This window comes from Streptomyces sp. NPDC002265 (assembly GCF_040296125.1).
Lineage (GTDB): Bacteria > Actinomycetota > Actinomycetes > Streptomycetales > Streptomycetaceae > Streptomyces.
Map to the genome: position 1 here is coordinate 1 of NZ_JBEOWS010000049.1, position 26,732 is coordinate 26,732.

Here is a 26,732-nt window from a genome sequence, read left to right on the forward strand (position 1 = left end):
GTACCCGGACGGACCCTCGCGTTCCGGGTCCTACGGCTCCGCGCCCGTGCTCTGCTGCGGCAGCGGGCCGGCCCGGTCCAGCAGGCCGGTGCGGGCCGCCAGGGCCGCCGCCTCCAGCCGCGAGCCGACCCCCAGTTTCATCAGGACGCGCTGGACATGGGTGCGGGCGGTGGACGGGGCGATGCCCATGCCGGCCGCGATCAGCCGGGTGTCCTCGCCGTCGGCGACCCGGACCAGGACCTCGATCTCCCTCGGGGTGAGCATCTGGAGCAGCCGCTGGCCCTCGTCGTCGGGCTGGGCGGCCGGGTTGAGCAGTTCGCTGAACGCCCCCTGGAGGAGCTGCGGGGCCACCGCCGCCTCGCCCGCCCGCGCCTTCATGATGGCCCGCTCCACGCCCTCGATGCGCTCGTCGTGACGTACGTAGCCCGAGGCGCCCGCGGCGAAGGCGGCCGCGATGCCGCGCGGACTGGGTACCGGGCCGAGAACCAGGACAGCGACCTGCGGACGCTCCCGTTTGATCCGTATCACCGGGTCGAAGATGCCCGGTTCGGCCGGTGCCGCCGTGCCCAGCAGGCACACCTCGGGCGCGCGGGTGATCACCAGTTCCGCCGCACCGGCGGCCGGTGCCGCCGCGGCCAGTACCCGGTGACCCCGCAGCTTCAACGCCGAGGCCAGCGCCTCGGCGAGCAGTCGGTGGTCGTCGACCACCATCAGCCGCACTCCCACAGAGCAACCCCCAGTCCCCCCAATGGGTCCCCCTGGGGCTGCCCACTGGTCCGCATGGCCGAAGGGCCCCCCGGCTCCCCCGTCCTTCATGCCCCCGGAAGCTACACGCTTGTTCGACGTTGCGCTCCCCCTACTGGTGAGAAGTGCCCCGGATCGCCGAAATTCCTCACATTCGAGGGTGATGAGCGGTACGCGCACGGCCCCGCCCCTGAGCAGGGACGGGGCCGTGCGCTCGGGCCCGGGTGCGCCGGGTCAGCCGCCGGTGCCGAACGCGACCGCCAGGTCCTCCTTGCCGCCCACACCGGACAGCGGCTTGTTGGCGAAGACCTGGGACATGTACAGGCGGCCCCCCGCGTAGAGGATCTCGGCGTACTCGGGGAGCATGCTCTGCTCCACGGTGTGCACCTCCGACGTCGCCGGGTTCTCCATCAGCGTCGTCTCCTTGAAACTGGCGCCGTCGATGCTCACGATCTGGCCGCCCTTGTCGTAGGGCGGGCGCTTGTAGGCGAGCAGGGCGGTGCCGTCCATGCGCAGCGGGGTGATCGTGTAGCCGTCGCCGGCGTCGGCGCGCTGGCCGGTCTGCTTGCCGGTGGCGAGGTCGAAGGCGACGATCTCGTTGGACCGGCTGCCCGACCCGGTGCCCTCGTGCTCCTCGGTCGGCACGTAGATCCGGTCGGCGGCGACGACGACGCCCTTGCAGTACTCGATCCGGCTGATGCCCTCGCACTTCGCCGCGTACTGGTCGCCCGGCGCGGAGATACGGGTGCGCAGGGCGCCGGTCCTGTTGTCGATGGAGAAGAAGTCCGAGATGCCGCTGCCGTCGCCCGCGCTGTCGCCGACGTCGGCGGCGACGACCAGCGGGTCCGTCGAGACGACGCTGGCGTACTCGATGCCCTTGGTCATCTTGTACTCCGAGATCACCTTCCCGCTGGCCGGGTCGATGGTCTGGATGCTGAGCTGATGGTTGTCGTAGTCGCCGCACTTGCGGACCGCGACCAGCTTCGCGCCGCCGCCGTAGCCCGCGTCGTAGCAGGTGTCGCCGACCTTCGGGGACCACAGCAGCTTGCCGGAGTCGATGTCGAAGGCGGCGCCGCCCTCGGTGGCGCCCAGGGCTGCCGTGTGGGCGCTGACGGTGACGTTGTCGAAGGTGATCGGCTGGTCACCGGAGTTGACGGTCTTCGTCCACAGCTTCTTGCCCGCGTCGAGGTCGATCGCGGCGACCTGGCTGCATCCGTGCGAGGGGTCGGCCTTGGTCGGCATCGCGGGCTCGTAGAGGATCGCCGTGCGGTTGTCCTCGGTGGTGTGGCGGGCGGCCTCGCACACCGGGCCGGGCAGCTTGATCGTCCACAGCCGGGTGCCCTTGGCGGGGTCGTAGCCGACGACCTCGGCGGCGCCGGTCTTGACGTACGTCTTGCCGGTGAGCCAGGAGCCCTGGGTGCTCATGGTGGCGGCGACCGTGGGCATGGGGACCTGGAAGAGCACCTTGGACGCGGTGTCGGCGGGCACCTTCTCCGTGCCGCCGGAGCCGCCCCCGGTGCCGTCCTTGCCGTCCTTGCCGCCGGTGCCGCCGCTGGAACTGCCGGTGTCGTGCTTGCCGTTGCCGCCCTTGCCGGACGAGGAGTACCAGATGCCGCCGCCGACGATCAGGGCGATCGCGACGACGGCCGCGACGATGATGAGCAGCTGGGCGTTCGGCTTGCGCCCGCCGCCGGACGGTCCGCCCGCGGGCCCGCCGGGCGGCTGCCCGTGGCCGTACGGGCCGGGCTGGGGGGCGCCGGGGTAGCCGTAGCCGGGCTGCGGGACGGTCGGCGGCTGCGGGTAGCCGTAGCCGGGCTGCGGCGCGGGCGGCTGCGGGTAGCCGTAACCGGGCTGCGGCGGCGGGGGTGTCTGCGGGTAGCCGTAGCCGGGCTGCGGGGTGCCCTGCGGCTGCGGGGGCTGCTGGCCCGGGGGCGGGCCGAAGCCGCCCTGCGGCTGCGGGGGCTGGTTCGGGGGCGGGGGCGGCGGCTGGCTCATGGTCTGGCTACCTCGAAAACGCGACTGGGACGGGGACGTGGGGCCGGGACGGGGACCGGCGCCGGGAACGGCGGGATCGGGCAAGGACAGGGGCGGGCGGGAGAAGACGGGACCGGGGCGGCCGGCCGGGCTCACTTGCCGAAGGCGAGCATCAGCTTCTCCTTCGCGTCGTCCTTCCCGGTCAGATGGGTGGAGGAGAGGTAGAAGCGCCCGTCCACCCAGGCGATCGACTTCGAGAAGAAGCCGGACTCGATCCGGGCGGTGCCCTGCGGGTTCTGGAGCAGCTTCGCCGGGGTGTGGACGGTGCCGGCGGTCGCGATCGAGACGACCTGGCCGCCCGCGTCGTACGTCGGCTCGACATAGGCGACGAGCCGGCCGCCCTCGATCCGGATCGGCTGCATCGACGTGTCCGCCGGGGACTTCACGCGCCACTTCTCCTTGCCGGAGGAGAGGTCGACGGCGACGATCTCGTTGGCTCCGGTGGTGGCCTTGGTCGGCAGGTAGAGGGTGTTCGCGTCGGCCGCGACGCCCTCGCAGCCCTGGAGGTCCCGGTCGAGCAGGGCCCAGCCGCACTCGGGGGCGAAGTCCTCGTCGACGCCGACCTCCGAACGGAAGGTGCCGTCGCTCTTGATGGTGGAGATGTTCCAGGCGTTCTTGCCCTGGTTGGTCAGGTAGAGGACGAGCGGGTCGAGCGAGTACGCGCGCTCGACCGACCAGCCCTTGTCGAGCTTCTGCGTCCACCGGACGCCGCCGGTGCGCGGGTCGAGCCCCTGTACTTCCTCGTGCTCGTCGGCGCCGCCGGCGCCGCAGGACGCCACGGAGACCAACTGCCGCTCGCCACCGGCGAAGGCGGTGGGGAAGCAGGCGGTGCCGTACTTCTTCTTGTCGAACAGCTTCTTGCCGCTGTGCAGGTCGTAGGCCGTGCCGGACTGGGAGCGGCCGACCATCAGCGTGTCGCCGGCCAGCGTCAGGTCGACGGATATCACGCTGTCGAACAGCGCGCCGTCGGCGACCTGGGCACTCCAGCCCTTCGCGCCGGTGTTCAGGTCGATCTGCTGGAGCTGGTTGCACTTGGCGCGGCTGCTGCTGCCGTTCATGTACGCCACGACGACCTTGTCGTCGGACGACTTGACGGGGGTGACCGCGCAGATCTTCTGCGGGAAGGTGATGGGGTCCCAGGCCGGCTTGCCGTCCGTGACGCCGTAGGCGACGAGTTCCTTGTAGGCCGCCTTCACCGCGGTCCTGCCGGTGATCCACATGCCGGGGGCGTCGGCTCCGGAGGCGGGCGCGTCGGGCGCCTCCTTGTACCAGAGCACCTTGGCCTCGCCGGGCTTGCGGCCCGCGTTGAGGTCCTGGGTGTCCGCGTTGCCACCGCTGCCGTCGCCCGGGTTGACCGGGGCGTCGGTCCCGGGGCTGTCGCTCCCGGACGCGACCGGCTTGCCGCCCTTGCCGTCCTTGCCCGCCTCGTCGTCACCGCCGCCGGTCGTGAGCGCCACCACGACGGCTCCGACGACGAGCAGCGCGACGACCGCGGCCCCGGCGGCGAGCGCGGGCCGCCGCTTGAAGGGGTTGCGGGAACCGGCGGACGACCCGTCCGGGGCGACCGGGTACGGAGGCTGCGGCGGGTAGCCGTAACCGGGCTGCGGGCCGTACGGGCCCGGCTGCTGCGGCTGACCGTACGGACCTGCCTGCGGGGGCTGACCGTACGGGCCGGGCTGGGGGGCGTACGGGCCGGGCTGCTGCGGCGGCTGGACGTACGGGCCCGGCTGCTGCGGAGCGCCGAAGCCGGGCTGCGGGGCCCCCGGCGGCTGGGGCGGCACGGGCGCACCGAAACCGGATCCGCCGGACGGCGGTTGGTCCTGCGGCGGGCCGAAGCCGCCCTGCGCGGACGGCTGGTCGGGCGGTTGCGTCATCAGCGTGTCTCCCCCTGGCTCACTGATTTCTCGCCACGCCCTGAGCTGCGTGATGGATGCAGAGTCGTCTCAGCGAGTTATCAGACGCTCTGTTCTATCACCCGGCACCGACCGTTCACGGGCCCGCGCTCCCCCCTGTTCCCAAGGGAGAACCGGCCCGTGACGCCCTCGTTATGCGCCGTCACGCCCCCTTCACGCGACCCGCGCGCCGTACGCCCCGGCCGGGCCGGGGATCAGGCGTCCTCGGCGAGTTCCAGCCAGCGCAGCTCCAGTTCGTCCCGTTCACCCGACAAGTCCCGCAGCTGGGAGTCGAGTTCGGCCACCTTCGCGAAGTCGGTGGCGTTGTCGGCGATCTGGGCGTGCAGCTTGGACTCCTTTTCGGTGATCTTGTCCAACTGCCGCTCGATCTTCTGGAGTTCCTTCTTCGCGGCACGCTGGTCGGCCGCGCTCTTCTCGGTCGTGGCCCGGGCCGGCGCCGCGGACCCGGCGGCGGCCGCGGCCGCCTCCTCCATGCGCTGACGACGCTCCAGGTACTCGTCGATGCCACGCGGCAGCATCCGCAGGGTGGCGTCGCCGAGCAGGGCGAACACCCGGTCGGTGGTGCGCTCGACGAAGAACCGGTCGTGGGAGATGACGATCATCGAGCCGGGCCAGCCGTCGAGGACGTCCTCCAGCTGGGTGAGGGTCTCGATGTCGAGGTCGTTGGTGGGCTCGTCGAGGAAGAGGACGTTGGGCTCGTCCATCAGCAGGCGCAGCAGTTGCAGCCGTCGGCGCTCGCCGCCGGACAGGTCGCCCACCGGCGTCCACTGCTTCTCCTTGCCGAAGCCGAACGTCTCGCACAGCTGCCCGGCGGTCATCTCGCGCCCCTTGCCGAGGTCGACGCGCTCGCGCACCTGCTGGACGGCCTCCAGGACCCGGGTGGCGGGGTTCAGCTCGGCGACCTCCTGGGAGAGGTAGGCGAGCTTGACGGTCTTGCCGACGTTGACGCGGCCGGCGGCGGGCTGCGTCTCGCCCTGGCTGCGGGCGGCCTCGGCCATGGCCCGCAGCAGGGACGTCTTCCCGGCGCCGTTGACGCCGACCAGGCCGATGCGGTCGCCGGGGCCGAGCTGCCAGGTGACGTGCTTGAGCAGCACCTTGGGGCCGGCCTGGACGGTGACGTCCTCCAGGTCGAAGACGGTCTTGCCGAGCCGCGACGAGGCGAACTTCATCAGCTCGCTGGTGTCGCGCGGCGGCGGCACGTCGGCGATCAGCTCGTTGGCGGCCTCGATCCGGAAGCGCGGCTTGGAGGTGCGGGCGGGGGCACCGCGCCGCAGCCAGGCCAGCTCCTTGCGGACCAGGTTCTGCCGCTTGACCTCCTCGGTCGCGGCGATCCGCTCGCGCTCGGCGCGGGCGAAGACGTAGTCGGAGTAGCCGCCCTCGTACTCGTGCACGTCACCGCGCTGCACGTCCCACATCCGGGTGCAGACCTGGTCGAGGAACCAGCGGTCGTGGGTGACGCAGACGAGCGCGGAGCGGCGCTCGCGCAGGTGCCGGGCGAGCCAGGCGATGCCCTCGACGTCGAGGTGGTTGGTCGGCTCGTCGAGGATGATCAGGTCCTGCTCGTCGATGAGGAGCTTGGCGAGCGCGATACGACGGCGCTCGCCGCCGGAGAGCGGGCCGATGACGGTGTCCAGGCCCTGCGGGAAGCCGGGCAGGTCGAGCCCGCCGAACAGGCCGGTCAGCACGTCGCGGATCTTGGCGTTGCCCGCCCACTCGTGGTCGGCGAGGTCGCGGATGACCTCGTGCCGGACGGTGGCGGCCGGGTCGAGGGAGTCGTGCTGGGTGAGCACGCCCATCCGCAGCCCGCCGTTGTGGGTGACGCGGCCGGAGTCGGCCTCCTCCAGCTTGGCGAGCATCCGGATCAGGGTGGTCTTGCCGTCGCCGTTGCGGCCGACCACCCCGATCCGATCGCCCTCGGACACGCCGAGCGAGATGCCGTCGAGGAGGGTACGGGTGCCGTACACCTTGCTGACGTTCTCGACATTGACCAGGTTGACGGCCATTTCACTCCTGCGCAGGGGGGTCGGTCAGCCTTCTAGCCTAGGCCCTGCGGAGGCGGGAGCGGGGCGCGAGGGGGCGGTCACCCTTTGTGATGACGTGACGGGGAGGCGGCCGCTACCGTGGAGGACGGGCACCAGGATCTTGTCCGTGGGAGGAACCATGACAGCCCAGCCTGCCGAGCAGTCCGGATGGCGGATGCCGCCCCTGGACGGCTACACCGTCGACGACCTGCTGACACTGCCGGATCTCCCGCCGCACACCGAGCTGATCGACGGGAGCCTGGTCCTCGTGAGCCCGCAGCGCTATTTCCACTTCGCCGCGATCGACCTGCTGGTCAACGGTTTGCGTCGCACTGTGCCGCCGGACCTGAAGGTCGCCCGTGAGATGACCGTGGTGCTCGACCGGCGCAACGGCCCCGAACCGGACATCTCCGTGATCAGAGCAGCTGCCAGGACAGGGCCGGAACAGACGTATTTCGAGGGCAAGGACGTCTTGCTGGCCGTCGAGGTCGTCTCACCGGAGTCCGAATCCCGCGACCGGCTCACCAAGACGCACAAGTACGCTGCGGCAGGCATCCAGTACTACTGGCTCGTCGAGATGAGCGGGCCGGACAGACATCCGGCCGTCGAGGCCTTCGAGCTGTCGGAGGAGACCGGCACGTACCGGTCGACCGGCAGCTACAGCAACCGCGTCAAGGTCGAGAAGCCGTACCCGATCGACATCGACCTGACGGCGATCGACGAGTTCTGAGGGACCCCGCCCTCAGACCACCGTCGCCCCCGCCACCGGCCCCGCCGCCGTCCGTACCGTGCGGCAGGTGCCCGAGGCCGCGAGCGCCTCCGCCACCTTCTCCGCCGATTCCGCGTCGCGGGTCAGGAACGCCGTCGTGGGGCCGGACCCGGAGACCAGCGCGGCGAGCGCACCCGCCCCGCGTCCCGCCGCCAGTGTGTCGGCCAGTTCCGGGAAGAGGGACAGCGCGGCGGGCTGGAGGTCGTTGGAGACGGCCGCCGCCAGCGCCTCGGGGTCGCCCTTCGCCAGCGCCTCCAGCAGATCGGCGCAGGCCACCGGCTCCGGGATGTCCCGGCCCTCGGCCAGCCGGTCGAACTCCCGGAAGACCGCCGGGGTCGACAGGCCGCGGGAGGCCATCGCGAACACCCAGTGGAAGGTCCCGCCGGTCTCCAGAGCGGTCAGCCGCTCCCCGCGCCCGACGCCGAGCGCCGCCCCGCCGACCAGGCTGAACGGCACGTCGCTGCCGAGCTCGGCGCAGATCTCCAGCAGTTCCTCGCGGGAGGCGCCCGTGCCCCACAGCGTGTCGCAGGCGAGCAGCGCGCCCGCGCCGTCCGCGCTGCCGCCCGCCATGCCGCCGGCCACCGGGATGTCCTTGGCGATGTGGATGTGCACGGCCGGTTCGAGGCCCCGCCGCCCGGCCAGCGCGATCGCGGCGCGCGCGGCGAGGTTGCTGCGGTCCAGCGGGACCTGAGCGGCGTCCGGGCCCTCGCAGGTGACCCGCAGCTCGTCGGCCGGGGTCACGGTGACCTCGTCGTACAGCCCGACGGCCAGGAAGACGTTGGCCAGGTCGTGGAAGCCGTCCGGCCGGGCCGCCCCGACCGCCAGCTGGACGTTGACCTTGGCCGGAACCCGTACCGTGACGCTCACTCGCCCGTCCCCTCGTAGGCGTCCTTGTGCTCGGCGATGCGCGCGAACTCCTCGACCGTCAGCGACTCCCCGCGCGCCTGCGGCGAGACGCCGGCGGCGACCAGGGCCGCCTCGGCGGCCGCCGCGGAGCCCGCCCAGCCGGCCAGCGCCGCGCGCAGCGTCTTGCGGCGCTGCGCGAACGCCGCGTCGACGACCGCGAAGACCTCCGTGCGGGAGGCCGTGGTCTTGATCGGCTCGGTCCGCCGGACCAGCGAGACCAGCCCGCTGTCGACGTTCGGCGCGGGCCAGAAGACATTGCGGCCGATCGCCCCGGCCCGCTTGACCTCGGCGTACCAGTTGGCCTTGACCGAGGGCACGCCGTAGACCTTCGAGCCGGGCGCGGCGGCCAGCCGGTCGGCGACCTCCGACTGCACCATCACCAGGGTGCGCTCGATGCTCGGGAAGGTCTGGAGCATGTGCAGCAGCACGGGGACGGCGACGTTGTACGGGAGGTTCGCGACCAGCGCGGTCGGGGCCGGGCCGGGCAGCGCGCCGACGTGCATCGCGTCGGAGTGCACGAGCGCGAACCGGTCGGCGCGCTGCGGCATCCGGGCGGCGACGGTCGCGGGCAGCGCGGCGGCCAGCACGTCGTCGATCTCCACCGCCGTGACCCGGTCGGCGGCCTCCAGCAGGGCGAGGGTGAGGGAGCCGAGCCCCGGACCGACCTCGACGACCACGTCGTCGGGGCGGACCCCGGCGGTGCGCACGATGCGGCGGACCGTGTTCGCGTCGATCACGAAGTTCTGGCCGCGCTGCTTGGTCGGGCGCACCCCGAGGGCGGCCGCCAGTTCGCGGATGTCGGCGGGGCCCAGCAGGGCGTCAGGGGTGGGGCTGCTCACGGCACCAGGGTACGGGGCCGCGGGCGGCCCCTCGTCCGCTGCGCCGCCGCCTGCCGTCCGTCCCGCCGCGGTCCGGGGCCGCTCACCCGTGCAGCCGTGACCCGCAGTGCGGCCAGGGTGTCGCCCCCCGCCGTACGTACAGCCGCTTGGCCCGCCGGGTCTGCTCCGCGGCCGGCGCGTCCTGCGGCCGTCCGCTCCCGCCGAGGCTGTGCCAGGTGTGCGTGTCGAACTGGTAGAGCCCGCCGTACGTCCCCGACCGGTCGACGGCGTCCGGCCGGCCGCCCGACTCGCAGGCCGCGAGGCTTCTCCAGTCGAGGTGGTCGGCGCCGCGGGCCGACGGCGGCAGCGGCTTCGTGCCCACCCTCACCAGCTGCGACCGTGGCTCCCGGATCCGCTCGGACCGCTCGCGCCGCGGCTTCTGCCGGACGCCGTTGACGGTCCGCAGGGCGTAGGTGATGCGCCGCAGCCCCGGCCGTCCGGCCCGTTCGACGACCTCCGTGCCGCGCAGCAGCGAGGCGTCGGCGATGCGCCGCACCTCGAACGGGATCGCCTCCTCCCGGACCTCCCTGCCGCCGGTGATCCGCAGCACGGTCACCGTCTGCCCGTCGCGCGGGAAGCTCCCGGCCGGGACCGAGATGGCGTCCTGGCCGTGCAGGGTGATCCCGGCCTGCTCGACGGCCTCGCCGACGGTCGCGGCGTTGGTGCGCACGGTGCGGGCCCGGCCGTCCGCCATGATCGTGACGGCGCGTTCGGTACGCACGTCCAGCGCGAGCCCCTCCCGCCCGATGCGCCGGTGACGCGCGGCGGACAGATACGCGCCCTCCACCCGCACCCCCAGCTGTTCCAGCGCCTCCTGCACGGTGTGCGCCGTCGTCCACACCTCGGCCCGCCGGCCGTCGACGGTGAGCCGCACCGGCCGTCCGTAGCGCACCGCGATCTCCTGACCCGAGGCCAGGGGCGTGCCGGGGGCGGGCGCCACCGTGTCGTGGGCTCCGACCCGGACGCCCTCCTGCGCGAGCAGCTCGGTCACGTCGTCGGCGAAGGTGTGCAGGCTGCGCGGTCTGCCGTCGACGTCCAGCTCGACGGCCTTGTCCTGGGCGACGAAGGCGGTGGTGCCGCCGGCCAGGACGGCGACGACCAGCGCCCGCGGGAGCAGTCGGCGCACCCGGCCGTCCACCCGCCCGGCGTACCCGAGCCTGTGCCGCCGCGAGGGGCGCCGGTCCGGCGTGACGCGCTCGACGAGTGTGGGCGCTTCCGCACCCGGCGGGCGCAGCGTCTGGCGCGGGAGCGTGGCGTCCTCCGACCCGTGCACGCCGTAGGGCCCGGGGGCCTCGTAGGGCCCGTATCCCTCGTACGCTCCATGGGCCGTGTAGGACGCATAGGACTCGTACGTCTCGTACGAGTCCTGCACCTCGTACGAGTCCTGCACCTCGTCCGTCCCGAACGCTTCGTACGCGTCGTACGGCTCGCGCGCCTCACGCATCCCGGGCGTCTCATAGGCGGGCCGGTACGTGTCCTGGTACCTGTACTGGTGCACGTCCTGGTGCACGTCCTGGTACGTGTCCCGGTACATCCCGAACGGCTCGTACGCCCCGGGCGCCGCGTACACGCCGTACGCCAGCGTCTGGGCGCTGTGCAGGTCGAAGCCGCCGTGGGGGTCGGCCTCCGGGGCCGGAGGGACGGGATCGGGGCCGGGGCCGCCGTGTCCCGCGTACCCCCCGTACCCCTGGTAGGGCTCGTACGCCTGATACGTCTCGTACTGCGAGTTGCTCACGCCGACACGCTCCACAGGGCCAGACGGGTCCGGATCGGGCCCCCAGAACCTAGCGGAGCCGGCGTCACTCTCCAAAGCCGTGCGACTACGCACAGTCGTGCCCAGAGTGAGTGCCGGTCGCCGCGATTGCGGTCCTCCGGTCACGAGACGGTCACATGGTGTAGTCGAAGGCGCGGGCCGTGTTCGCCGCGAGGGCTCCCGCCAGCGCGTCCTCGTCGATACCCCGCACGGCGGCCAGGGCGCGCACCGTGACCGGAATGAGATACGGGGCGTTGGGCCGTCCGCGGTACGGGGCCGGGGTCAGGAAGGGCGCGTCGGTCTCCACCAGGAGCAGCTCCAGCGGAGCGACGGCGACGGCGTCGCGCAGGTTCTGGGCGTTCTTGAAGGTGACGTTGCCGGCGAAGGACATGAAGTACCCGGCGCGGGCGCAGATCTGCGCCATGTCGGCGTCGCCGGAGTAGCAGTGGAAGACGGTCCGCTCCGGAGCGCCCTCCTCCTTCAGCACGCGCAGGACGTCGGCGTGGGCGTCGCGGTCGTGGATGACCAGCGCCTTGCCGTGCCGCTTGGCGATCTCGATGTGGGCGCGGAAGGACCGCTCCTGCGCCTCCTTGCCCTCGGGGCCTGTGCGGAAGTAGTCGAGTCCCGTCTCTCCGACGCCCTTGACCTGGGGCAGCCCGGCCAGCCGGTCGATCTCGGCGAGCGCCTCGTCGAGCGCGGCGGTGCCGCCCGGGGTGCGCGCGCCCTGCCGGGACCAGCCGTCGGGGTCGCCGTGGACGATGCGCGGGGCCTCGTTGGGGTGCAGGGCGACGGTCGCGTGGACGCTGTCGTGGGCGGCCGCGGTCTCGGCGGCCCAGCGTGAGCCCTTGATGTCGCAGCCGACCTGGACGACCGTCGTGACCCCCACCGACGCCGCTTTCGCGAGGCCCTCCTCGACCGTGCCGGACTGCATGTCGAGGTGGGTGTGGGAGTCGGCGACCGGCACCCTGAGGGGTTCCGGGAGCGGCGGCGCCGCGTTCTTGTCGTCGTTCGAAGGCATGCCCCGATCCTACGAAAGGGGCATGCCGTCCCGGGCCGTGCGGGGCGTCAGCCCACCCTGCGCTGGAACGGGTGCAGGAGATCGGACAGGTGCCAGTGGTGCTCCGCGGGCGGCGGCGCCCCCTGCTGCACCTGCTGCTCCTGCTGTTCGCGTGCGTGGCGCGGCTGCCGGTGCAGCAGGTCCTGCACGAAGGACACCTGGCCCGCGCGCATGATCCGTACGACGTTGCCGTCGCAGTTCACACAGGCCGGGCGGCTCAGCGGGGACGGCACGACCCGGCCGCCCGTCACGTAGAGCACGAACTCGTTGCCGTCGGCGTCCGTGTGGTGCTCGATCTCGTACGACTGTTCCCAGCCGTGCCCGCACCTCATGCAGGCGAAGGAATAGGACTCGTTGACCACGGACTTCGCTCCGTCGCGAAGACCGGTCCGCCCTGCGATCTCACTCATGCCAGCTCCTGCTGTCCGCTGGACGAGCGCCCCCGGCGAGGGAGTTCCCCCCGGAACCCCGGCGAAGGCGAGGGACGGGTGCGTCCCTGCATCCAGTGGACGCCTCCACCGGCCCGAATGCATCAGGACTGTCGAGTGTTGGAGCCGATTTGGACCTTCCTTGCCGAAACGGCCTCGGCGGGCGGGCTGGGCTTTGCCTGGCGCGAGCGCCCTTTGCCCGCGCATGGGGCGCTCGCTCATGGGAGAAGCGCCCTGCTCAGAGGGCGTACGGCGACCGGTGCGAGACGCCTCGGAGCGCGCCGCCGGACCGCCGCAGGGCGCCGCGGCGGACCGCGCGAGGCATCCGCACGAACGGCGCAACGCACCTCCGCGAACGGCGCAACGCGCCCCGGAGATCGGCGCAAGGCGCCTCGGCGGGCGGCGCGAGGTGCCCAGGAGGTCGGCGCGAGGCGGCTCAGCGGCCGGCGTTCTTCGCCGCGACCACCGCGTCGAACACCTCACGCTTGGGCAGGCCGGCCTCCGCGGCCACCGCCGCGATCGCCTCCTTGCGGGGCTCCCCCGCCTCCTCGCGCACCCGCACCCGGCGCACCAGTTCCTCGGCGTCGAGTTCCTGCCCGCCCCGCTCGGCCGCCCCCTCGACCACGACGGTGATCTCGCCCCGCACGCCCTCGGCGGCCCACGCGGCCAGCTCGGCGAGGCCGCCGCGCCGGACCTCCTCGTACGTCTTGGTCAGCTCGCGGCAGACGGCGGCACGCCGGTCGGCGCCGAAGACCTCGGCCATGGCGGCGAGGGTGTCGTCGAGCCGGTGCGGGGCCTCGAAGTAGACGAGGGTGCGGCGCTCCCCGGCGACCTCCCGCAGCCGGGACAGTCGCTCGCCCGCCTTGCGCGGCAGGAAGCCCTCGAAGCAGAAGCGGTCGACGGGCAGCCCGGACAGCGCCAGCGCGGTCAGCACGGCGGACGGTCCGGGTACCGCGGTGACCTTGACGTCCTTCTCTACGGCCGCGGCGACCAGCCGGTAGCCGGGGTCGGACACGGACGGCATGCCCGCGTCGGTGACCAGCAGCACCCGGGCGCCGCCCACCAGCGCCTCGACCAGTTCCGGCGTGCGGGCCGCCTCGTTGCCCTCGAAGTACGACACCACCCGCCCCTTGGGCATCACGCCCAGGGCCTGGGTCAGGCGCCGCAGCCGCCGGGTGTCCTCGGCGGCGACGACGTCGGCGCCGGCCAGTTCCGCGGCGAGCCGGGGCGGAGCGTCCTGAATGTCGCCGATGGGGGTGCCTGCCAAGACAAGGGTTCCAGTCACGTCACCATCCTCCCAGGGGCGGACCAAGGGGACGCATCCGGACCGGTACCGCCCTTGCACGGGACTCACACAGAAGGGTTCCCTACGATGGCGCGGTGACCAGTACCGCGTCCTCCACGGACATCCGGCAGGGCCGGGCCCCGCACGACCAGCAGCCGTCGTGGCAGCAGCGGCTGAGGCGATTCGGCTACTCGGCGCCGGCGTCGGGACCCGCGAGCGACGTCCGCGAACGGCTCGTGCCGCCGTACGCCGAACCCAGCCCCCGGCTGTGGGCGGCGCTCGGCCTCCCGCCCACCCTCGCCGACCGCCTGAGGCGCTGGTCGGGCTGGGGCGGTCCGCTGCTGGTCACCCTGTTCGCGGGGGTGCTGCGGTTCTGGAACCTGGGCAGCCCGAGGGCGGTGATATTCGACGAGACGTACTACGCGAAGGACGCGTGGGCGCTCGTCCACCGCGGGTTCGAGGTCAACTGGGACAAGAACGCCAACGACCTCGTGCTGTCCTCCCACGGGCATCTGACCATCCCGGTGGACGCGGCCTACGTCGTGCACCCGCCGGTCGGCAAGTACGTCATCGGGCTCGGCGAGCTGATCTTCGGGTTCGACCCGTTCGGCTGGCGGTTCATGACGGCGCTGCTCGGCACGCTCAGCGTCCTGGTGCTGTGCCGGGTCGGCCGCCGGATCTTCCGCTCCACCTTCCTGGGCTGCCTGGCGGGCGCGCTGATGGCGGTCGACGGACTGCACTTCGTGATGAGCCGCACCGCGCTGCTCGACGGCGTGCTGATGTTCTTCGTCCTGGCCGCGTTCGCCTGTCTGGTCATCGACCGCGACCGGGCGCGCGCGAGACTCGCGGCGGCGCTCCCCGAGGACGCGGACGGCCTGGCCCGGCCGGACGCGCTCGTCGCCGAGACCACCCGGCTGGGCCTGCGGCCCTGGCGCTGGGCGGCAGGTCTGCTGCTCGGCCTGGCCATCGGCACCAAGTGGAACGGCCTGTACATCATGGCGGGGTTCTGCGTCATGACGCTGCTCTGGGACGTCGGCTCCCGCAAGGTCGCCGGCGCGCGCAACGCGTACACGACGGTCCTCAAGCGCGACACGGGCCTGGCGTTCCTCGCCACCGTGCCGGTCGCGCTCGTCACGTACCTCGTGTCCTGGACCGGCTGGATCCTCTCCGCGGACGACGGCTCCGGCGGCTACTACCGCAACTGGGCCGTCACCGACGGGAAGAACAGCAGCTGGTCCTGGCTGTTCCCGGACTGGTGGCGCAGCCTGTGGCACTACGAGCACGAGGTCTACAACTTCCACGTCCACCTCTCCTCGCCGCACACCTACCAGTCGAACCCGTGGAGCTGGCTCGTGCTGGGCCGCCCGGTCTCGTACTTCTACGAGTCCCCGCTGCCCGGCACAGACGGCTGCCCCTCCGACGCGAGCGAGAAGTGCGCGCGCGAGGTCCTGGCGATCGGCACGCCGATGCTGTGGTGGGTGGGCTGCTTCGCGCTGCTGTACGTGCTGTGGCGCTGGTTCTTCCGCCGTGACTGGCGCGCGGGCGCGATCGCCTGCGGCATCGTGGCCGGATACCTGCCCTGGTTCATGTACCAGGAGCGCACGATCTTCCTCTTCTACGCCGTCGTCTTCGTGCCGTTCCTCTGTCTGGCGGTGGCGATGCTGCTCGGCGCGATCGTCGGGCCACCGGGCTCGACGGAGACCCGCCGCGTCGCGGGCGCGACCGGCGCGGGCGTCCTGGTCCTGCTGATCGCCTGGAACTTCATCTACTTCTGGCCCCTGTACACCGGCCAGGCCGTCCCGATCGACGACTGGAGATCGCGGATGTGGCTGGACACCTGGGTCTAGCCGCTACGCCACAATCCCCGGCCCCGGGTGTGGGGCCGGGGATTGTGGCGTATCTCGGCCAGGGAGCGCACCCGATTCGGTCAACTCCTGTCACAACAGCCGCCGCTGCCCTTAGTCTGTACCGGGTCGATAGTTTCTGAACGTGTTCAGAAACTGCCCGGAAGGGTCACAACGGGGAGGGACGCGCACATGCGCAAGGGGGCAAAGTCCGCCATAGTCGCCACGGTGTTCACCGTGATGGTGGGCGGAGCGGGATACGGCGCCTACAACTTCGTGTCCGCGCTGAACGAGAGCGCGGAAGGCGGGTCGTCGAAGGCGGGCGGGCCGGCCCCGGTGAAGACCGGTCCGCCGAGCCGCGACGAGGTGAAGGAGACGACCGCCGGGTTCTTCGCGGCCTGGGAGAAGGGGGACGCGGCGAAGGCGGCGGCGTTCACGAACAACGACGCCAAGGCCGAGCCGCTGCTGACGTCGTACGGCCAGGACGCGCACATCACGGGGGTGCGGATCACGCCGGGCACCGCGAGCGGCGCCACGGTCCCCTTCACGGTCAAGGCGACGGTGTCGTACGACGGGAAGTCCGAGCCGCTCGACTACAGCAGCAGGCTGACGGTGGTGCGCGGGGTCACCACCGGGCGGGCGCTGGTCGACTGGCAGCCCTCGGTCGTGCACCCGCAGCTGACCGGCATGGACGACACCCTGGTCACCGGCGAGTCGGCGAAGCCGCCGATCGAGGCCGTGGACCGGGACGGGAAGGTCCTGACGAAGGAGAAGTACCCCTCCCTCGGGCCGATCCTGGACGAGCTGCGCGATAAGTACGGCGAGCAGGCGGGCGGCACGCCGGGCGTGGAGCTGAGCATCCGGCACGCCGGCGGCAACTCCGCCGACACCACGCTGCTGACCCTCGCGAAGGGCAAGGCGGGCCGGCTGCCGACGACGCTCAGCGCGAGCGCGCAGGCGGCGGCCGAACGGGCGGTCCAGAAGTACGCCGAGTCGTCCGTGGTGGCCGTGCAGCCGAGCACCGGCGAGGTGCTGGCCGTCGCCAACCACCGGAACGACGGCTGGAACGCGGCCTTCCTGGGGCGGCTGGCCCCCGGCTCCACCATGAAGATCATCAGCGCGGCGACCCTCATCGACAACGGGATCACCACCGCGAACGGTCCCGCACCCTGCCCTGACAACGCTGTCTGGCAGAGCCAGACCTTCCACAACCTCACGAACATGGCTCCGGACGAGCACGCCACCCTCTCCGAGAGCTTCTCGCGCTCCTGCAACACGGCGTTCGTGAAGTACGCGGACGAGGTCAAGGTCGACTCCCTGACCCAGGAGGCCGAGAACCGGTTCGGGCTCGGGCAGGACAACTGGAAGACCGGCATCCCGTCCTTCGACGGCTCCGTCCCGGCCTCCGGCGGCCCGGACACCGCCGCCAACCTGATCGGCCAGGGCCAGGTCCAGATGAGCCCGCTGAACATGGCCTCGGTGACCGCGACCGCGATGACGGGCGCCTTCCGCCAGCCGGTGATCGTGCCCCGCAGCCTCGACGACCGCGAACTCGCCACCGCGCGGGGCCTGTCGGCCGGCACGGTCCAGCAGCTGCGCTCCATGATGAACCGCACGGCCACCAGCGGCACCGCGGCCCGCGTGATGTCCGGCCTGAGCGGCCGCATCGGCGCGAAGACCGGCTCCGCCGAGGTCGACGGCCAGGCCAAGTCGAACAGTTGGTTCACCGGGTACCGCAACGACGTCGCGGCGGCGGCCATGACCCAGGAGGGCGGCCACGGCGGCGACGCGGCGGGCCCGATCGTGGCGGCGGTGCTGCGCGCGGCCAGCTGAGGCGGGCCCGCGCGGCCGTGCGACGCCCCCGGCCCGGGGCCCGCGCCGCCGGTGCACACAAGCCCCCACGGCCGGTGCGAAGCCGCTCATAAGGGTGGCTCACGTCACCCGCACAGGACGGGACTCTAGGCTGGTCGCGTCGTTGGGTGTGTGAGGGCAGTGTGAACGGCGGGGCGAGGGGCCCTGGGAAGCGCGGAGGGCAGGGCTGTGGGCAAGCGGAGACGGGTCGCCGAGCAACGGCGGCGCACGAGACCTGCGGTGGTCGGCGGGATCGTCGCCGTCGTGGTGGCGGGCGCCGGGCTCGGGGTGTACGCGCTGAGCGGCGGGGCCTCGGCCGGGAGCGGGTCGACGGCCTCCGACAAGCCGAAGGTCAAGACCGGCCCGCTGTCGGCGACCGAGGTCACCACCACGGCCGGGCGCTTCCTGACCGCCTGGCAGAAGGGCAGCCCCACCCTGGCCGCGGCGGCCACGGACGACCCCGCGGCCGCGACCGCCCTGCTGACCGGCTACACCAAGGACGCCCATGTCACCGGCGTCACCCTCGCCGCGGGCGCCCGCGTCGGCGACAAGGTGCCGTTCTCGGTGAAGGGCACGGTGACGTACAAGGGCGTCAGCAAGCCGCTCGCGTACGACAGCGCGCTGACGGTCGTGCGCCGAACCTCGGACGGCAAGCCGCTGGTCGGCTGGCACGCCTCCGTCGTCCATCCCGACCTCCAGGACGGCGACACGCTCGTCACCGACGACTCCGACACCCCGCCGGTGACGGCTCTGGACCGGAACGGCGGAGAGATCACCACCGCCAAGTACCCGTCGCTGGGCCCGGTGCTGGACGGACTGCGCGAGAAGTACGGCAAGATCGCGGGCGGCAAGGCGGGCATCGAACTGCGGGTGGCGCGCGGGAAGGCCGCGAAGGCCGACAAGGCCTCCGACAAGACCCTGCTGGAGCTGAGCAAGGGCACCCCGGGCACGGTGAGGACCACGCTGAGCCCGACCCTCCAGGCGGCGGCCGAACAGCAGGTCACCAAGCAGGCGCGGGCGTCGGTGGTCCTCATGCGCCCGTCCACGGGCGAGATCCTCGCGGTGGCCAACACCAGCCACACCTTCAACACGGCCTTCCAGGGCTCCCTCGCGCCCGGCTCCACGATGAAGGTCATCACCTCCTCGCTGCTGATCGAGAAGAACCTCGCGTCGGCGGACAAGAAGCACCCCTGCCCCAAGACCTTCGACTACGGCGGCTGGAAGTTCCACAACGACGACGACTTCGAGATCAAGGACGGCACGTTCAAGGCGAGCTTCGCGCGCTCCTGCAACACGGCCTTCATCAGCCAGGCGGGCAAGCTCTCGGACTCCGACCTGACCAAGCAGGCCCAGCAGGTCTTCGGGCTGTCGATGAACAACTGGGTGATCGGTGTGCCCACCTTCGACGGCGAGGTGCCGCCGCAGAGCAGGGCGCAGAAGGCGGCGGAGCTGATCGGCCAGGGCGGGGTGCGGATGAACCCGCTGAACATGGCGTCGGTGGCCGCGACGGTCAAGTCGGGCACCTTCCGCCAGCCCTACCTGGTCTCCCCGAAGACGGACGGCCGCACGCTGGCCACCGCCACCCGCACCCTGTCCGGCGCGACGCTGGCGCAGCTGCGCGAGCTGATGCAGTACACGGCCGCCTACGGCACCGCCGCGGAGGCGATGTCGGGGCTCGGCCCGGACTACGGCGCCAAGACGGGTTCGGCGGAGGTGGACAACCAGGAGAAGCCCAACGGCTGGTTCACGGCGTACCGCGGGGACCTCGCGGCCGCCGGTGTCGTCCAGGCGGGCGGCCACGGCGGTGACACCGCGGGCCCGATCGTGGCGGCCCTGCTGCGGATGGGCGGCTGAACCGGCCGTCCGCCGCCGGCCGTCGTCAGTTCGACAGGGGCATGGGCGCGGCCCTGTACGTGCGGCGCAGGAACCGGATCAGGGTCTTCGTGTCGAACTGCACCACCGAGACCCCCTGCGCCGAGTGGAACTCGACGACGGTCTGGACCCGGCCGCACGGCCACACCCGCACGTCCCCCGAGCCCGCCGGGGCACGCAGCCCCTGCTCCAGCAGGGACCGGGAGAACGTCCACTCGGGCCGGTCGGGGAGGGCGATGCGCACGGCCCGGGGATCGGCGTCCGGGTCGTAGCGCAGACGCACGGGGACCGCCTCGGGCTCCGCCCGGTCGTTCTCGTCGGTGACGACGTGGGCTCGCGCGAACTGCTCGACTACAGACATCGACGACCCTTCACCATGCGTGACCGCTGCGAAATCTACTCCTCCACTCCCTCTCCAATGTCCCATATTTCATAGAATGCGCCTTTCGGGGCAGGCGTCCCGTTCAAGCGATGCACGATGCACGAGCATCTCGCTCTTGCAACTCGTTCGCATTAAGCCACTATCATCGAACGGTGCATGTGCCTGACGGATTCATCAACGCCCCCACCTCCGCCGTGACCGGAGTCGTCGCCGCGGGAGCCATCGCCGTGAGCCTGCGCGGCGCCCGCCGCGAGCTCGACGAGCGCACGGCCCCGCTGGCCGGACTCGTGGCCGCGTTCATCTTCGCCGTGCAGATGCTGAACTTCCCGGTCGCGGCCGGGACCAGCGGACATCTGCTGGGCGGCGCGCTGGCCGCGATACTGGTGGGCCCCTTCACCGGGGTCCTGTGCGTGTCCGTGGTCCTGCTGATGCAGGGCATCCTCTTCGCCGACGGCGGCCTGACCGCGCTCGGCGTGAACATCACCGACATGGCGATCGTGACGACGGTGGTCGCCTACGCCGTCTTCCGCGGCCTGCTGCGGGTGCTGCCGCGCAAGCGGCGGTCGGTGACGGTCGCCTCCTTCGTCGCCGCCCTGCTCTCCGTCCCGGCCGCCGCCGTGGCGTTCACGCTGATGTACGCGATCGGCGGCACCACGGACGTGGCCGTCGGCAAGGTCGCCACCGCCATGGTCGGCGTGCATGTGCTGATCGGCATCGGCGAGGCCGTGATCACCGCGCTGACCGTCGGCGCCGTGATCGCCGTACGCCCGGACCTCGTCCACGGCGCACGCGGTCTGGAGCAGCGGCTGAAGCTGCGCGTGAACGGCGACCTGGTCGACGTCCCCGCCGCCGCGCCCGCCCCGGTGGCCGCCCGCACCTCCCGGCGCACGCTGTGGATCACCGGTCTCGTCACCTCCCTCGTGCTGGCCGGGTTCGTCAGCTTCTACGCCTCGGCCAGCCCCGACGGCCTGGAGAAGGTCGCCCACGACCAGGGCATCGACCGCAAGACCGAGCGGCACGCCTCCGACGGCTCCCCGCTGGCCGGCTACGGCGTCAAGGACGTCGGCGACGCGCGTCTGTCCGGCGGTCTCGCGGGCGTGATCGGCGTCGGTGTCACCGTCGTCGCGGGCAGCGCGGTGTTCTGCACGGTACGCCGGCGCCGTACGGCCGACGCGTCGCCCGCCTCCGTGTCCGCGGGCGCCTGAGATGGGGGCGGGACACGCGCACCGGCTCTACCGGCACGGCCACTCCGCCGTGCACGGGCTGCCGCCGCACACCAAGCTGGCCGCCGCGTTCGCCTTCGTGGTGGTCGTGGTGTCGACCCCGCGGGAGGCGATGTGGGCGTTCGGCCTGTACGCCGCCCTGCTGGCCCTGGTCGCGTACGCCGCACGGGTGCCGGCCGGTTTCCTGCTGAAGCGGCTGCTGATCGAGGTGCCGTTCGTCGCGTTCGCCGTGCTCATGCCGTTCGTGGCGGAGGGGGAGCGGGTGGACGTGCTGGGCCTGTCGCTGAGCGTCTCCGGTCTGTGGGGCGCCTGGAACGTGCTCGCCAAGGGCACCCTCGGCGTCGCCGCCTCCGTCCTGCTGGCCTCCACCACCGAACTGCGCGAACTCCTGCTCGGCCTGCAACGCCTGAAGCTGCCGCCGCTGCTGGTGCAGATCGCCTCCTTCATGATCCGGTACGGCGACGTCATCACCGACGAGATGCGGCGGATGCGCATCGCACGGGAGTCGCGCGGCTTCGAGGCGAAGGGCGTACGGCACTGGCCGGTGCTCGCGAAGTCCGCGGGCGCGCTGTTCATCCGCTCCTACGAACGGGGCGAGCGGGTGCACCTGGCCATGGTCAGCCGGGGGTACGCCGGCGCGATGCCGGTCATCGACGAGGTGACCGCCTCCCGGGCGCAGTGGTCGTACGCCCTCACCCTCCCCTTCGCCGCCCTCGTCGTATGTCTGCTGGGATGGACGCTGTGACACCTTCACTGGACGTGGCCGGACTGGCCTTCGCGTACCCCGACGGCCACCAGGCCCTGTTCGGCGTGGACTTCTCGATCGCGCGCGGCGAACGGGTCGCGCTGCTCGGGCCGAACGGCGCGGGCAAGACGACCCTCGTGCTGCACCTCAACGGCATCCTGACCGGCGGCGCTGGCATCGTGACGGTCGCGGGGCTGCCGGTCGGCCGCAAGCACATGGCCGAGATCCGCCGCCGGGTGGGCATCGTCTTCCAGGACCCCGACGACCAGCTCTTCATGCCGACCGTCCGGGAGGACGTGGCCTTCGGTCCCGCGGCGGCCGGTCTGCGGGGACCGGAGCTGGAGCGGCGGGTGGACCGCGCGCTGGAGCAGGTCGGCATGGCGGGGTTCAAGGACCGCCCGCCGCACCACCTCTCCTTCGGACAGCGCCGCCGGGTGGCCGTGGCGACCGTGCTGGCGATGGAGCCGGAGATCCTGGTCCTGGACGAGCCCTCGTCGAACCTGGACCCCGCCTCCCGGCGCGAACTCGCCGACATCCTGAGGTCGTTGGACGTGACCGTGCTGATGGTCACGCACGACCTGCCGTACGCGCTGGAGCTGTGCCCGCGGGCGCTGATCCTGAGCGAGGGCGTGATCGCGGCCGACGGGCGCACGGGCGAACTGCTCTCGGACGACGCACTCATGCGCTCCCATCGCCTGGAACTTCCCTTCGGCTTCGACCCCCGCTCGGTGACAATGGGCGCGTGACGCACCAAGAGGACGCCGGGCCGGACTCCGCGGCGGACACCGGGCCGCAGGCCGCACCGGGCGCGGAGCCGATCCCCGGACCCGGCACCGGGCCGGACACCGAACCGCCGCTGCCGGGCACCGAACCGCCGCTGCTGGACGACCAGTTGTGCTTCGCGCTGTACGCGGCCCAGCGCGCGGTGACGGCGGCCTACCGCCCGCTTCTCGACGAGCTCGGTCTCACCTATCCGCAGTACCTGGTGCTGCTGGTGCTCTGGGAGCGGGGCGAGATCACCGTAAAGGAGCTGACCGAGGCGCTGCGGCTCGACTACGGCACGGTCTCGCCGCTGCTGAAGCGGCTGGAGTCGGCGGGTCTCGTGCACCGGGAGCGCTCGCCGCACGACGAACGCTCGGTGTTCGTCGCCGTCACCGGGCGCGGGGAGGCGCTCAGGGAGCGTGCGGCACGGCTGCCCGGCGCGCTGCTCACGGCGACGGGGCTCGACTCGGCGGCGGTGCTGAGGCTGCGCGAGGAGCTGTGGGAGCTGACCGGACGGGCGCACGACGCGGCCGGACGACTCCGCTGAACCGCCCGTCCGCGAGTGTTACCCACGGTTACTCCCCCCGTCTCCCACCCCGCCCATACCGGTCGGTATCTTGTGCACGATGTACCTGTAACTTCCGTGCCGCCTGCCGTTTGTGCAACGCCCTGGGGGAGGTCCCGCCGTGATCGAAGGTGCCGCTGTCGACACCCGCCCGACAAAGATCATGTACGTCGCCGAGGCCACCGCACACGGCGGCCGCAACGGCTATGTCACCAGTCAGGACGGCCGGATCGACCTGAAGGTCGCGATGCCCCCGGCGCTGGGCGGCGACGGCGACGGCACCAATCCGGAGCAGCTGTTCGCGGCCGGCTACAGCTCCTGCTTCCACAACGCGCTGATCCTCGTCGGCAACCGCGCGGGCTACGACCTGACCGGCTCCACGGTCGCCGCGAAGGTCGGCATCGGCCCCAACAGGACCCACGGCTACGGCCTCGCGGTCGCCCTGAGCGTGTCCCTGCCGGTCCTGGACGCGGAGATCGCCGCGAAGCTCGTGGACGCGGCCCACCAGGTCTGCCCCTACTCCAACGCCACCCGCGGCAACATCGAGGTGTCGATCGTCCTGGGCTGAGCCGTACCGCCGGCCGTCCGGCCGATGCCACCCCGTGGAATCGAAGGCCGGACGGATGTGTTGCACTGACTGTCGTAAGTCGGTGCAGGGAAGGGACCCCGGACGTGAACGTGCACGGCACAGTAGCCGAGGGCTTCGAGCCGGTCAGGGAAGCGTTCGTACGCAACTTCGAGGTGCTCGGGGACCGGGGCGCGGCGGTGGCCGTCTACCGGGACGGGCACCGCGTCGTGGACCTGTGGGGCGGCACCCGGGACGTCGACGGCCCTGCGCCCTGGGAGCGGGACACCGCCCAGATAGTGCGCTCGGCCACCAAGGGCGTGGCCGCCGCCGCGCTCCTGCTGCTGCACCAGCGCGGTGAACTGGACCTTCAGGCCCCGGTCGGCACCTACTGGCCCGAGTACAAGGCGGCGGGCAAGGAACGGACCAGCGTCGCGGACGTGCTGGCGCACCGCGCGGGCGTGCCGGTGCTGGACCGGCCGCTGAGCCCCGCCGAGGCCGCCGATCCCGACCTCGGGGCGGCGGCGGTCGCCGCGCAGGCACCGGTCTGGGAGCCGGGCACGGCGCACGGCTACCACGCACAGACCTACAGCTGGCTGACCGGCGAACTGGTCCGGCGGATCACCGGCCTGCCGGTCGGCGAGTGGATCGCGGCCGAGATCGCCGGACCGGCCGGAGCCGACTTCCGGCTCGGGATCGCCCCGGCGCAGGCCGGGCGGGCGGGCCGGGTCGGGCAGATCGAGCCCCCGGCGGGCGCGGGCGCCCTGCGGGTCCGGCCCACGCGGGCCGTCGCCGACGCCTACGCCGACCCCGAGTCCCTGACCCGCCGCGCCTTCGCCGCGATCACGCCCCTGCCGGACGAGAACGACCCGGCGTACCGGGCGGCGGCGCTGCCCGCCTCCAACGGCATCGCGACGGCCGACGGACTGGCCCGTTTCTACGCCTGCCTGATCGGCGAAGTCGACGGCGGGAGGCGGCTGTTCACCCCGCAGACGATGGAGCTGGCCCGGGGCGAGCAGGCCGCGGGCGCCGACCGTGTCCTGGTCGTCGGCACCCGCTTCGGTCTGGGCTACATGCTGCACGGCGCGGCCTCGCCGCTGCTGTCCCCCACCTCCTTCGGCCACCCCGGCCGCGGCGGCGCGCTCGGCTTCGCCGACCCCGAGTCGGGTCTCGCCTTCGGCTATGTGACGAACGGGTTCAGGACGAGCGTGACGGCCGATCCGCGGGCGCAGGCCCTGGTGCGGGCGGTGCGCGAGGCACTGCCGCGCTGAGCGGCGACGGCCGGGACGGGGCGGCCGGGCCGCCGCCCCCGGCCGCGGACGCCCTGACCGCGGACCCGCCCCAGGTCCTGCCCTAGACGTGGATCGCGTGCGAGATCCGCCCGGACTCGGCGTCGATCTCCCCGTGTGCCTTGTCCAGCAGCTGCATGGCGATCTCGTTCAGCGCACGGGCGGCCGCCACCTCCTCCCCGACTCTCGGCTGATTGGAGTCGGAGTGGTGACGGCTGGCGTGACCGTGCCCGCGTACCTCGCTGCCGTCGGGCAGGCGTACCAACGCGGACGCGCGCGTGTGCTGGTCGTCCTCCATGAACTCCATCTCGACATGCCATCCCACTGCGGTGTGCATCATGACGATCACCTCCACGAACACCTGCTTCCAGGGTGCCCCTCCGCACGCACCACCGCACCCACGGAAACCCCACGGACCCCCGTCTCCCCGGCCGGGGCACCCGCCCCGCCGGGCCCGGACAGGCCCTAACCGGCGTGCAGCATCAGCCCGATGCCCACCACCAGCAGCCCGGCCGCCGCGATCCGCGGTGCCCCGAAACGCTCCTTGAAGAACAGGGCGCCGATCCCCGCGCCGACGATGATCGACGATTCGCGCAGCGCCGCGACCGGTGCCAGGTCGGCCTTCGTCTGCGCCCACAGCACCAGCGCGTACGCCACCACGGACAGGGCCGCGCCGAGCAGCCCGACCGCGGCGAAGGGACGCAGGACGGAAGGCAGTTCCCGGCCCCGGCGGCAGAGGGCGTACAGCGGGACGGCCGCGCCCTGGACGGCCATCAGCCACGCGATGTAACCCAGGGACGAGCCCGAGGCGCGTACCCCCAGCCCGTCGACGACCGTGTACCCGGCGATGGTCAGACCGGTCGCCAGCGCGGCACCGATCGCCGCCCAGGGGGGACGGCGCCCGCGCAGCCCCCACAGCGCGACCCCGGTGAGGCCCGCGCAGGACACGAGGACGCCCGCGGCCGCCCAGCCGTCCGGCACCTCGTGCGCGAAGGCGGCGGCGAGCACGGTGACCACGAGCGGCGCGCTGCCCCGGGCGATCGGATAGGCCTGGCCGAAGTCTCCCAGCCGGAACGAGGTCATCAGCAGCGCGACGTACGCGACGTGGATGGCGGCGGACGCCAGGAGGTACGGCCAGGCCCGTGCCTGCGGGAACGCCGTGAACGGCGCCAGCGCCAGCCCGATCAGCAGACCGCCGCCCATGATCAGCGTGAACCCGGCCAGTTTGTCGGTGATCCGGTGCGCGATCGCGTTCCAGGAGGCGTGCGTGACCGCGGCCAGCAGGACGGCCGCGGTCACCAGCGGGGTCACTGAGCGGGCTCGCGCACGTCCACGAGGGTGGCGCCGGCGTGCGCGATCAGGGTCTGCGGCGCCATCGGGAAGACGCTGTACGGGGTGCCCGCGGCGGCCCAGACGACGTCGTGGGCGAGCAGGGAGCGGTCGGCGAGCACGCGGGTCGCCGTGCGGTGCCCGAAGGGCGGTACGCCTCCGATGGCGTACCCGGTCGTCTCGCGCACCACGTCGGCCCTGGCCCGGGTCACCTTCTCGGCCCCGAGTTCCTTGCGCACGAGTTCCAGGTCCACCCGGGAGGCGCCGTCCATCAGCACCAGCACCGGCACCCCGTCCGCCGCGAAGATCAGGGACTTGCAGATCTGGCTCAGTTCGCAGCCGATCGCGGCGGCCGCCTCGCCGGCGGTGCGGGTGGCGTCCGGGAAGCGTCGCACCCGCCCTTGCAGTTCGGCGAGTCCCATCTCCCGCAGGGCCTCGGCGAACCGGGGGTGTGCTGCGGATTCTTCTGCGGCGGTGCCGTCGGTCGTCGTCATGCACGGCACGCTAGCGGTACGTG

At 72.5% G+C, this 26,732-nt stretch carries 24 protein-coding genes; 10 read left to right on the top strand and 14 right to left on the bottom strand.

Going from position 1 to position 26,732, the window contains the following annotated elements; all coding sequences use genetic code 11:
- Positions 1-30: 30 nt before the first annotated feature.
- From ABT085_RS11870 to ABT085_RS11885, 4 genes are all read right to left on the bottom strand, one after another.
- The gene (locus ABT085_RS11870) at positions 31-711 is read right to left on the bottom strand and encodes a helix-turn-helix transcriptional regulator (protein WP_351604958.1); all 681 of its coding nucleotides are present in this window, start codon (positions 709-711) and stop codon (positions 31-33) included.
- A gap of 267 nt (positions 712-978) precedes the next feature.
- Positions 979-2,739, bottom strand: a complete 1,761-nt coding sequence (locus ABT085_RS11875; RefSeq protein WP_351604961.1) for an outer membrane protein assembly factor BamB family protein — start codon at positions 2,737-2,739, stop codon at positions 979-981.
- Positions 2,740-2,870: 131 nt separating this feature from the next.
- A complete protein-coding gene (locus ABT085_RS11880) occupies positions 2,871-4,652 on the bottom strand; it encodes an outer membrane protein assembly factor BamB family protein (RefSeq protein ID WP_351604963.1) in 1,782 nt (593 codons plus the stop codon).
- A gap of 233 nt (positions 4,653-4,885) precedes the next feature.
- A complete protein-coding gene (locus ABT085_RS11885) occupies positions 4,886-6,694 on the bottom strand; it encodes an ABC-F family ATP-binding cassette domain-containing protein (protein ID WP_351604965.1) in 1,809 nt (602 codons plus the stop codon).
- Between the two features lie 157 nt (positions 6,695-6,851).
- Between ABT085_RS11885 and ABT085_RS11890 the strand changes: the two genes are divergently transcribed.
- Positions 6,852-7,442, top strand: a complete 591-nt coding sequence (locus ABT085_RS11890) for a Uma2 family endonuclease (RefSeq protein ID WP_351604968.1) — start codon at positions 6,852-6,854, stop codon at positions 7,440-7,442.
- Positions 7,443-7,454: 12 nt separating this feature from the next.
- Here ABT085_RS11890 and ABT085_RS11895 read toward each other — a convergent pair whose 3' ends face one another.
- The 6 genes from ABT085_RS11895 to rsmI form a co-directional block, all read right to left on the bottom strand.
- Positions 7,455-8,348 carry a 4-(cytidine 5'-diphospho)-2-C-methyl-D-erythritol kinase gene (locus tag ABT085_RS11895; protein ID WP_351604971.1) on the bottom strand — a complete coding sequence of 298 codons (894 nt, stop codon included), beginning with the start codon at positions 8,346-8,348 and terminating at the stop codon, positions 7,455-7,457.
- Positions 8,345-9,226 carry a 16S rRNA (adenine(1518)-N(6)/adenine(1519)-N(6))-dimethyltransferase RsmA gene (gene rsmA / locus ABT085_RS11900; RefSeq protein WP_162469977.1) on the bottom strand — a complete coding sequence of 294 codons (882 nt, stop codon included), beginning with the start codon at positions 9,224-9,226 and terminating at the stop codon, positions 8,345-8,347. The genes ABT085_RS11895 and rsmA overlap by 4 nt, the downstream gene beginning before the upstream one ends.
- Before the next feature lie 82 nt (positions 9,227-9,308).
- Positions 9,309-10,709 carry a resuscitation-promoting factor gene (locus ABT085_RS11905; protein ID WP_502982711.1) on the bottom strand — a complete coding sequence of 467 codons (1,401 nt, stop codon included), beginning with the start codon at positions 10,707-10,709 and terminating at the stop codon, positions 9,309-9,311.
- A 442-nt stretch (positions 10,710-11,151) separates the two neighbouring features.
- A complete protein-coding gene (locus ABT085_RS11910; RefSeq protein ID WP_351604974.1) occupies positions 11,152-12,036 on the bottom strand; it encodes a TatD family hydrolase in 885 nt (294 codons plus the stop codon).
- 47 nt (positions 12,037-12,083) lie between these two features.
- Positions 12,084-12,485: a hypothetical protein gene (locus ABT085_RS11915; protein WP_351604977.1), complete on the bottom strand. Its 402-nt coding sequence runs from the start codon at positions 12,483-12,485 to the stop codon at positions 12,084-12,086.
- Between the two features lie 454 nt (positions 12,486-12,939).
- Positions 12,940-13,788, bottom strand: a complete 849-nt coding sequence (gene rsmI / locus ABT085_RS11920; protein ID WP_351604979.1) for a 16S rRNA (cytidine(1402)-2'-O)-methyltransferase — start codon at positions 13,786-13,788, stop codon at positions 12,940-12,942.
- Positions 13,789-13,883: 95 nt separating this feature from the next.
- Here rsmI and ABT085_RS11925 point away from each other — a divergent pair, with 95 nt between their 5' ends.
- From ABT085_RS11925 to ABT085_RS11935, 3 genes are all read left to right on the top strand, one after another.
- Positions 13,884-15,635, top strand: a complete 1,752-nt coding sequence (locus ABT085_RS11925) for a dolichyl-phosphate-mannose--protein mannosyltransferase (RefSeq protein ID WP_351604981.1) — start codon at positions 13,884-13,886, stop codon at positions 15,633-15,635.
- 189 nt (positions 15,636-15,824) lie between these two features.
- Positions 15,825-17,465, top strand: a complete 1,641-nt coding sequence (locus tag ABT085_RS11930) for a penicillin-binding transpeptidase domain-containing protein (protein WP_351604984.1) — start codon at positions 15,825-15,827, stop codon at positions 17,463-17,465.
- Positions 17,466-17,672: 207 nt separating this feature from the next.
- The gene (locus tag ABT085_RS11935) at positions 17,673-19,337 is read left to right on the top strand and encodes a penicillin-binding transpeptidase domain-containing protein (protein ID WP_351604986.1); all 1,665 of its coding nucleotides are present in this window, start codon (positions 17,673-17,675) and stop codon (positions 19,335-19,337) included.
- A gap of 25 nt (positions 19,338-19,362) precedes the next feature.
- Here ABT085_RS11935 and ABT085_RS11940 read toward each other — a convergent pair whose 3' ends face one another.
- Positions 19,363-19,716, bottom strand: coding sequence for an SsgA family sporulation/cell division regulator (locus ABT085_RS11940; RefSeq protein ID WP_351604989.1), 354 nt, complete (start codon positions 19,714-19,716; stop codon positions 19,363-19,365).
- Between the two features lie 173 nt (positions 19,717-19,889).
- Between ABT085_RS11940 and ABT085_RS11945 the strand changes: the two genes are divergently transcribed.
- The 6 genes from ABT085_RS11945 (at position 19,890) to ABT085_RS11970 (ending at position 24,868) form a co-directional block, all read left to right on the top strand.
- Positions 19,890-20,942: an energy-coupling factor ABC transporter permease gene (locus ABT085_RS11945; protein WP_351604992.1), complete on the top strand. Its 1,053-nt coding sequence runs from the start codon at positions 19,890-19,892 to the stop codon at positions 20,940-20,942.
- 1 nt (position 20,943) lies between these two features.
- Positions 20,944-21,705 (top strand): cobalt ECF transporter T component CbiQ, encoded by a 762-nt coding sequence (gene cbiQ / locus ABT085_RS11950; protein WP_351604994.1) that lies wholly within the window; start codon positions 20,944-20,946, stop codon positions 21,703-21,705.
- On the top strand, positions 21,693-22,451 hold the full coding sequence (locus tag ABT085_RS11955; RefSeq protein ID WP_351604996.1) for an energy-coupling factor ABC transporter ATP-binding protein: 759 nt from the start codon (positions 21,693-21,695) through the stop codon (positions 22,449-22,451). The genes cbiQ and ABT085_RS11955 overlap by 13 nt, the downstream gene beginning before the upstream one ends.
- Positions 22,452-22,561: 110 nt before the next feature.
- Entirely contained in the window at positions 22,562-23,014 is a 453-nt protein-coding gene (locus ABT085_RS11960; RefSeq protein ID WP_351605037.1) for a MarR family winged helix-turn-helix transcriptional regulator, read from the top strand.
- A 181-nt stretch (positions 23,015-23,195) separates the two neighbouring features.
- On the top strand, positions 23,196-23,600 hold the full coding sequence (locus tag ABT085_RS11965; protein WP_502982712.1) for an organic hydroperoxide resistance protein: 405 nt from the start codon (positions 23,196-23,198) through the stop codon (positions 23,598-23,600).
- A gap of 104 nt (positions 23,601-23,704) precedes the next feature.
- The gene (locus tag ABT085_RS11970) at positions 23,705-24,868 is read left to right on the top strand and encodes a serine hydrolase domain-containing protein (protein ID WP_351605002.1); all 1,164 of its coding nucleotides are present in this window, start codon (positions 23,705-23,707) and stop codon (positions 24,866-24,868) included.
- Between the two features lie 82 nt (positions 24,869-24,950).
- Here the strand turns inward: ABT085_RS11970 and ABT085_RS11975 are convergent, their stop codons facing one another.
- The 3 genes from ABT085_RS11975 to ABT085_RS11985 all read right to left on the bottom strand — a co-directional run bounded on the left by ABT085_RS11975 (position 24,951) and on the right by ABT085_RS11985 (position 26,709).
- Positions 24,951-25,226 carry a DUF1876 domain-containing protein gene (locus ABT085_RS11975; protein ID WP_351605004.1) on the bottom strand — a complete coding sequence of 92 codons (276 nt, stop codon included), beginning with the start codon at positions 25,224-25,226 and terminating at the stop codon, positions 24,951-24,953.
- Positions 25,227-25,351: 125 nt separating this feature from the next.
- Complete coding sequence (locus ABT085_RS11980; RefSeq protein ID WP_351605007.1) at positions 25,352-26,197, bottom strand: EamA family transporter; 846 nt, start codon at positions 26,195-26,197, stop codon at positions 25,352-25,354.
- Positions 26,194-26,709: a YbaK/EbsC family protein gene (locus tag ABT085_RS11985; RefSeq protein WP_351605009.1), complete on the bottom strand. Its 516-nt coding sequence runs from the start codon at positions 26,707-26,709 to the stop codon at positions 26,194-26,196. Before ABT085_RS11985 ends, ABT085_RS11980 begins: the two co-directional genes overlap by 4 nt.
- Positions 26,710-26,732: the final 23 nt, after the last annotated feature.

Bases quoted from the DNA above. Each gene is read 5' to 3' on its own strand.
- ABT085_RS11875 (WP_351604961.1), bottom strand. From the start codon at position 2,739: ATGAGCCAGCCGCCGCCCCCGCCCCCGAACCAGCCCCCGCAGCCGCAG.
- ABT085_RS11910 (WP_351604974.1), bottom strand. From the start codon at position 12,036: ATGCCTTCGAACGACGACAAGAACGCGGCGCCGCCGCTCCCGGAACCC.
- ABT085_RS11930 (WP_351604984.1), top strand. From the start codon at position 15,825: ATGCGCAAGGGGGCAAAGTCCGCCATAGTCGCCACGGTGTTCACCGTG.
- ABT085_RS11905 (WP_502982711.1), bottom strand. From the start codon at position 10,709: ATGCGTGAGGCGCGCGAGCCGTACGACGCGTACGAAGCGTTCGGGACG.
- ABT085_RS11880 (WP_351604963.1), bottom strand. From the start codon at position 4,652: ATGACGCAACCGCCCGACCAGCCGTCCGCGCAGGGCGGCTTCGGCCCG.
- ABT085_RS11890 (WP_351604968.1), top strand. From the start codon at position 6,852: ATGACAGCCCAGCCTGCCGAGCAGTCCGGATGGCGGATGCCGCCCCTG.
- ABT085_RS11955 (WP_351604996.1), top strand. From the start codon at position 21,693: ATGGACGCTGTGACACCTTCACTGGACGTGGCCGGACTGGCCTTCGCG.
- ABT085_RS11965 (WP_502982712.1), top strand. From the start codon at position 23,196: ATGTACGTCGCCGAGGCCACCGCACACGGCGGCCGCAACGGCTATGTC.
- ABT085_RS11940 (WP_351604989.1), bottom strand. From the start codon at position 19,716: ATGTCTGTAGTCGAGCAGTTCGCGCGAGCCCACGTCGTCACCGACGAG.
- ABT085_RS11985 (WP_351605009.1), bottom strand. From the start codon at position 26,709: ATGACGACGACCGACGGCACCGCCGCAGAAGAATCCGCAGCACACCCC.
- ABT085_RS11870 (WP_351604958.1), bottom strand. From the start codon at position 711: ATGGTGGTCGACGACCACCGACTGCTCGCCGAGGCGCTGGCCTCGGCG.
- ABT085_RS11975 (WP_351605004.1), bottom strand. From the start codon at position 25,226: ATGATGCACACCGCAGTGGGATGGCATGTCGAGATGGAGTTCATGGAG.
- ABT085_RS11885 (WP_351604965.1), bottom strand. From the start codon at position 6,694: ATGGCCGTCAACCTGGTCAATGTCGAGAACGTCAGCAAGGTGTACGGC.
- cbiQ (WP_351604994.1), top strand. From the start codon at position 20,944: ATGGGGGCGGGACACGCGCACCGGCTCTACCGGCACGGCCACTCCGCC.
- ABT085_RS11915 (WP_351604977.1), bottom strand. From the start codon at position 12,485: ATGAGTGAGATCGCAGGGCGGACCGGTCTTCGCGACGGAGCGAAGTCC.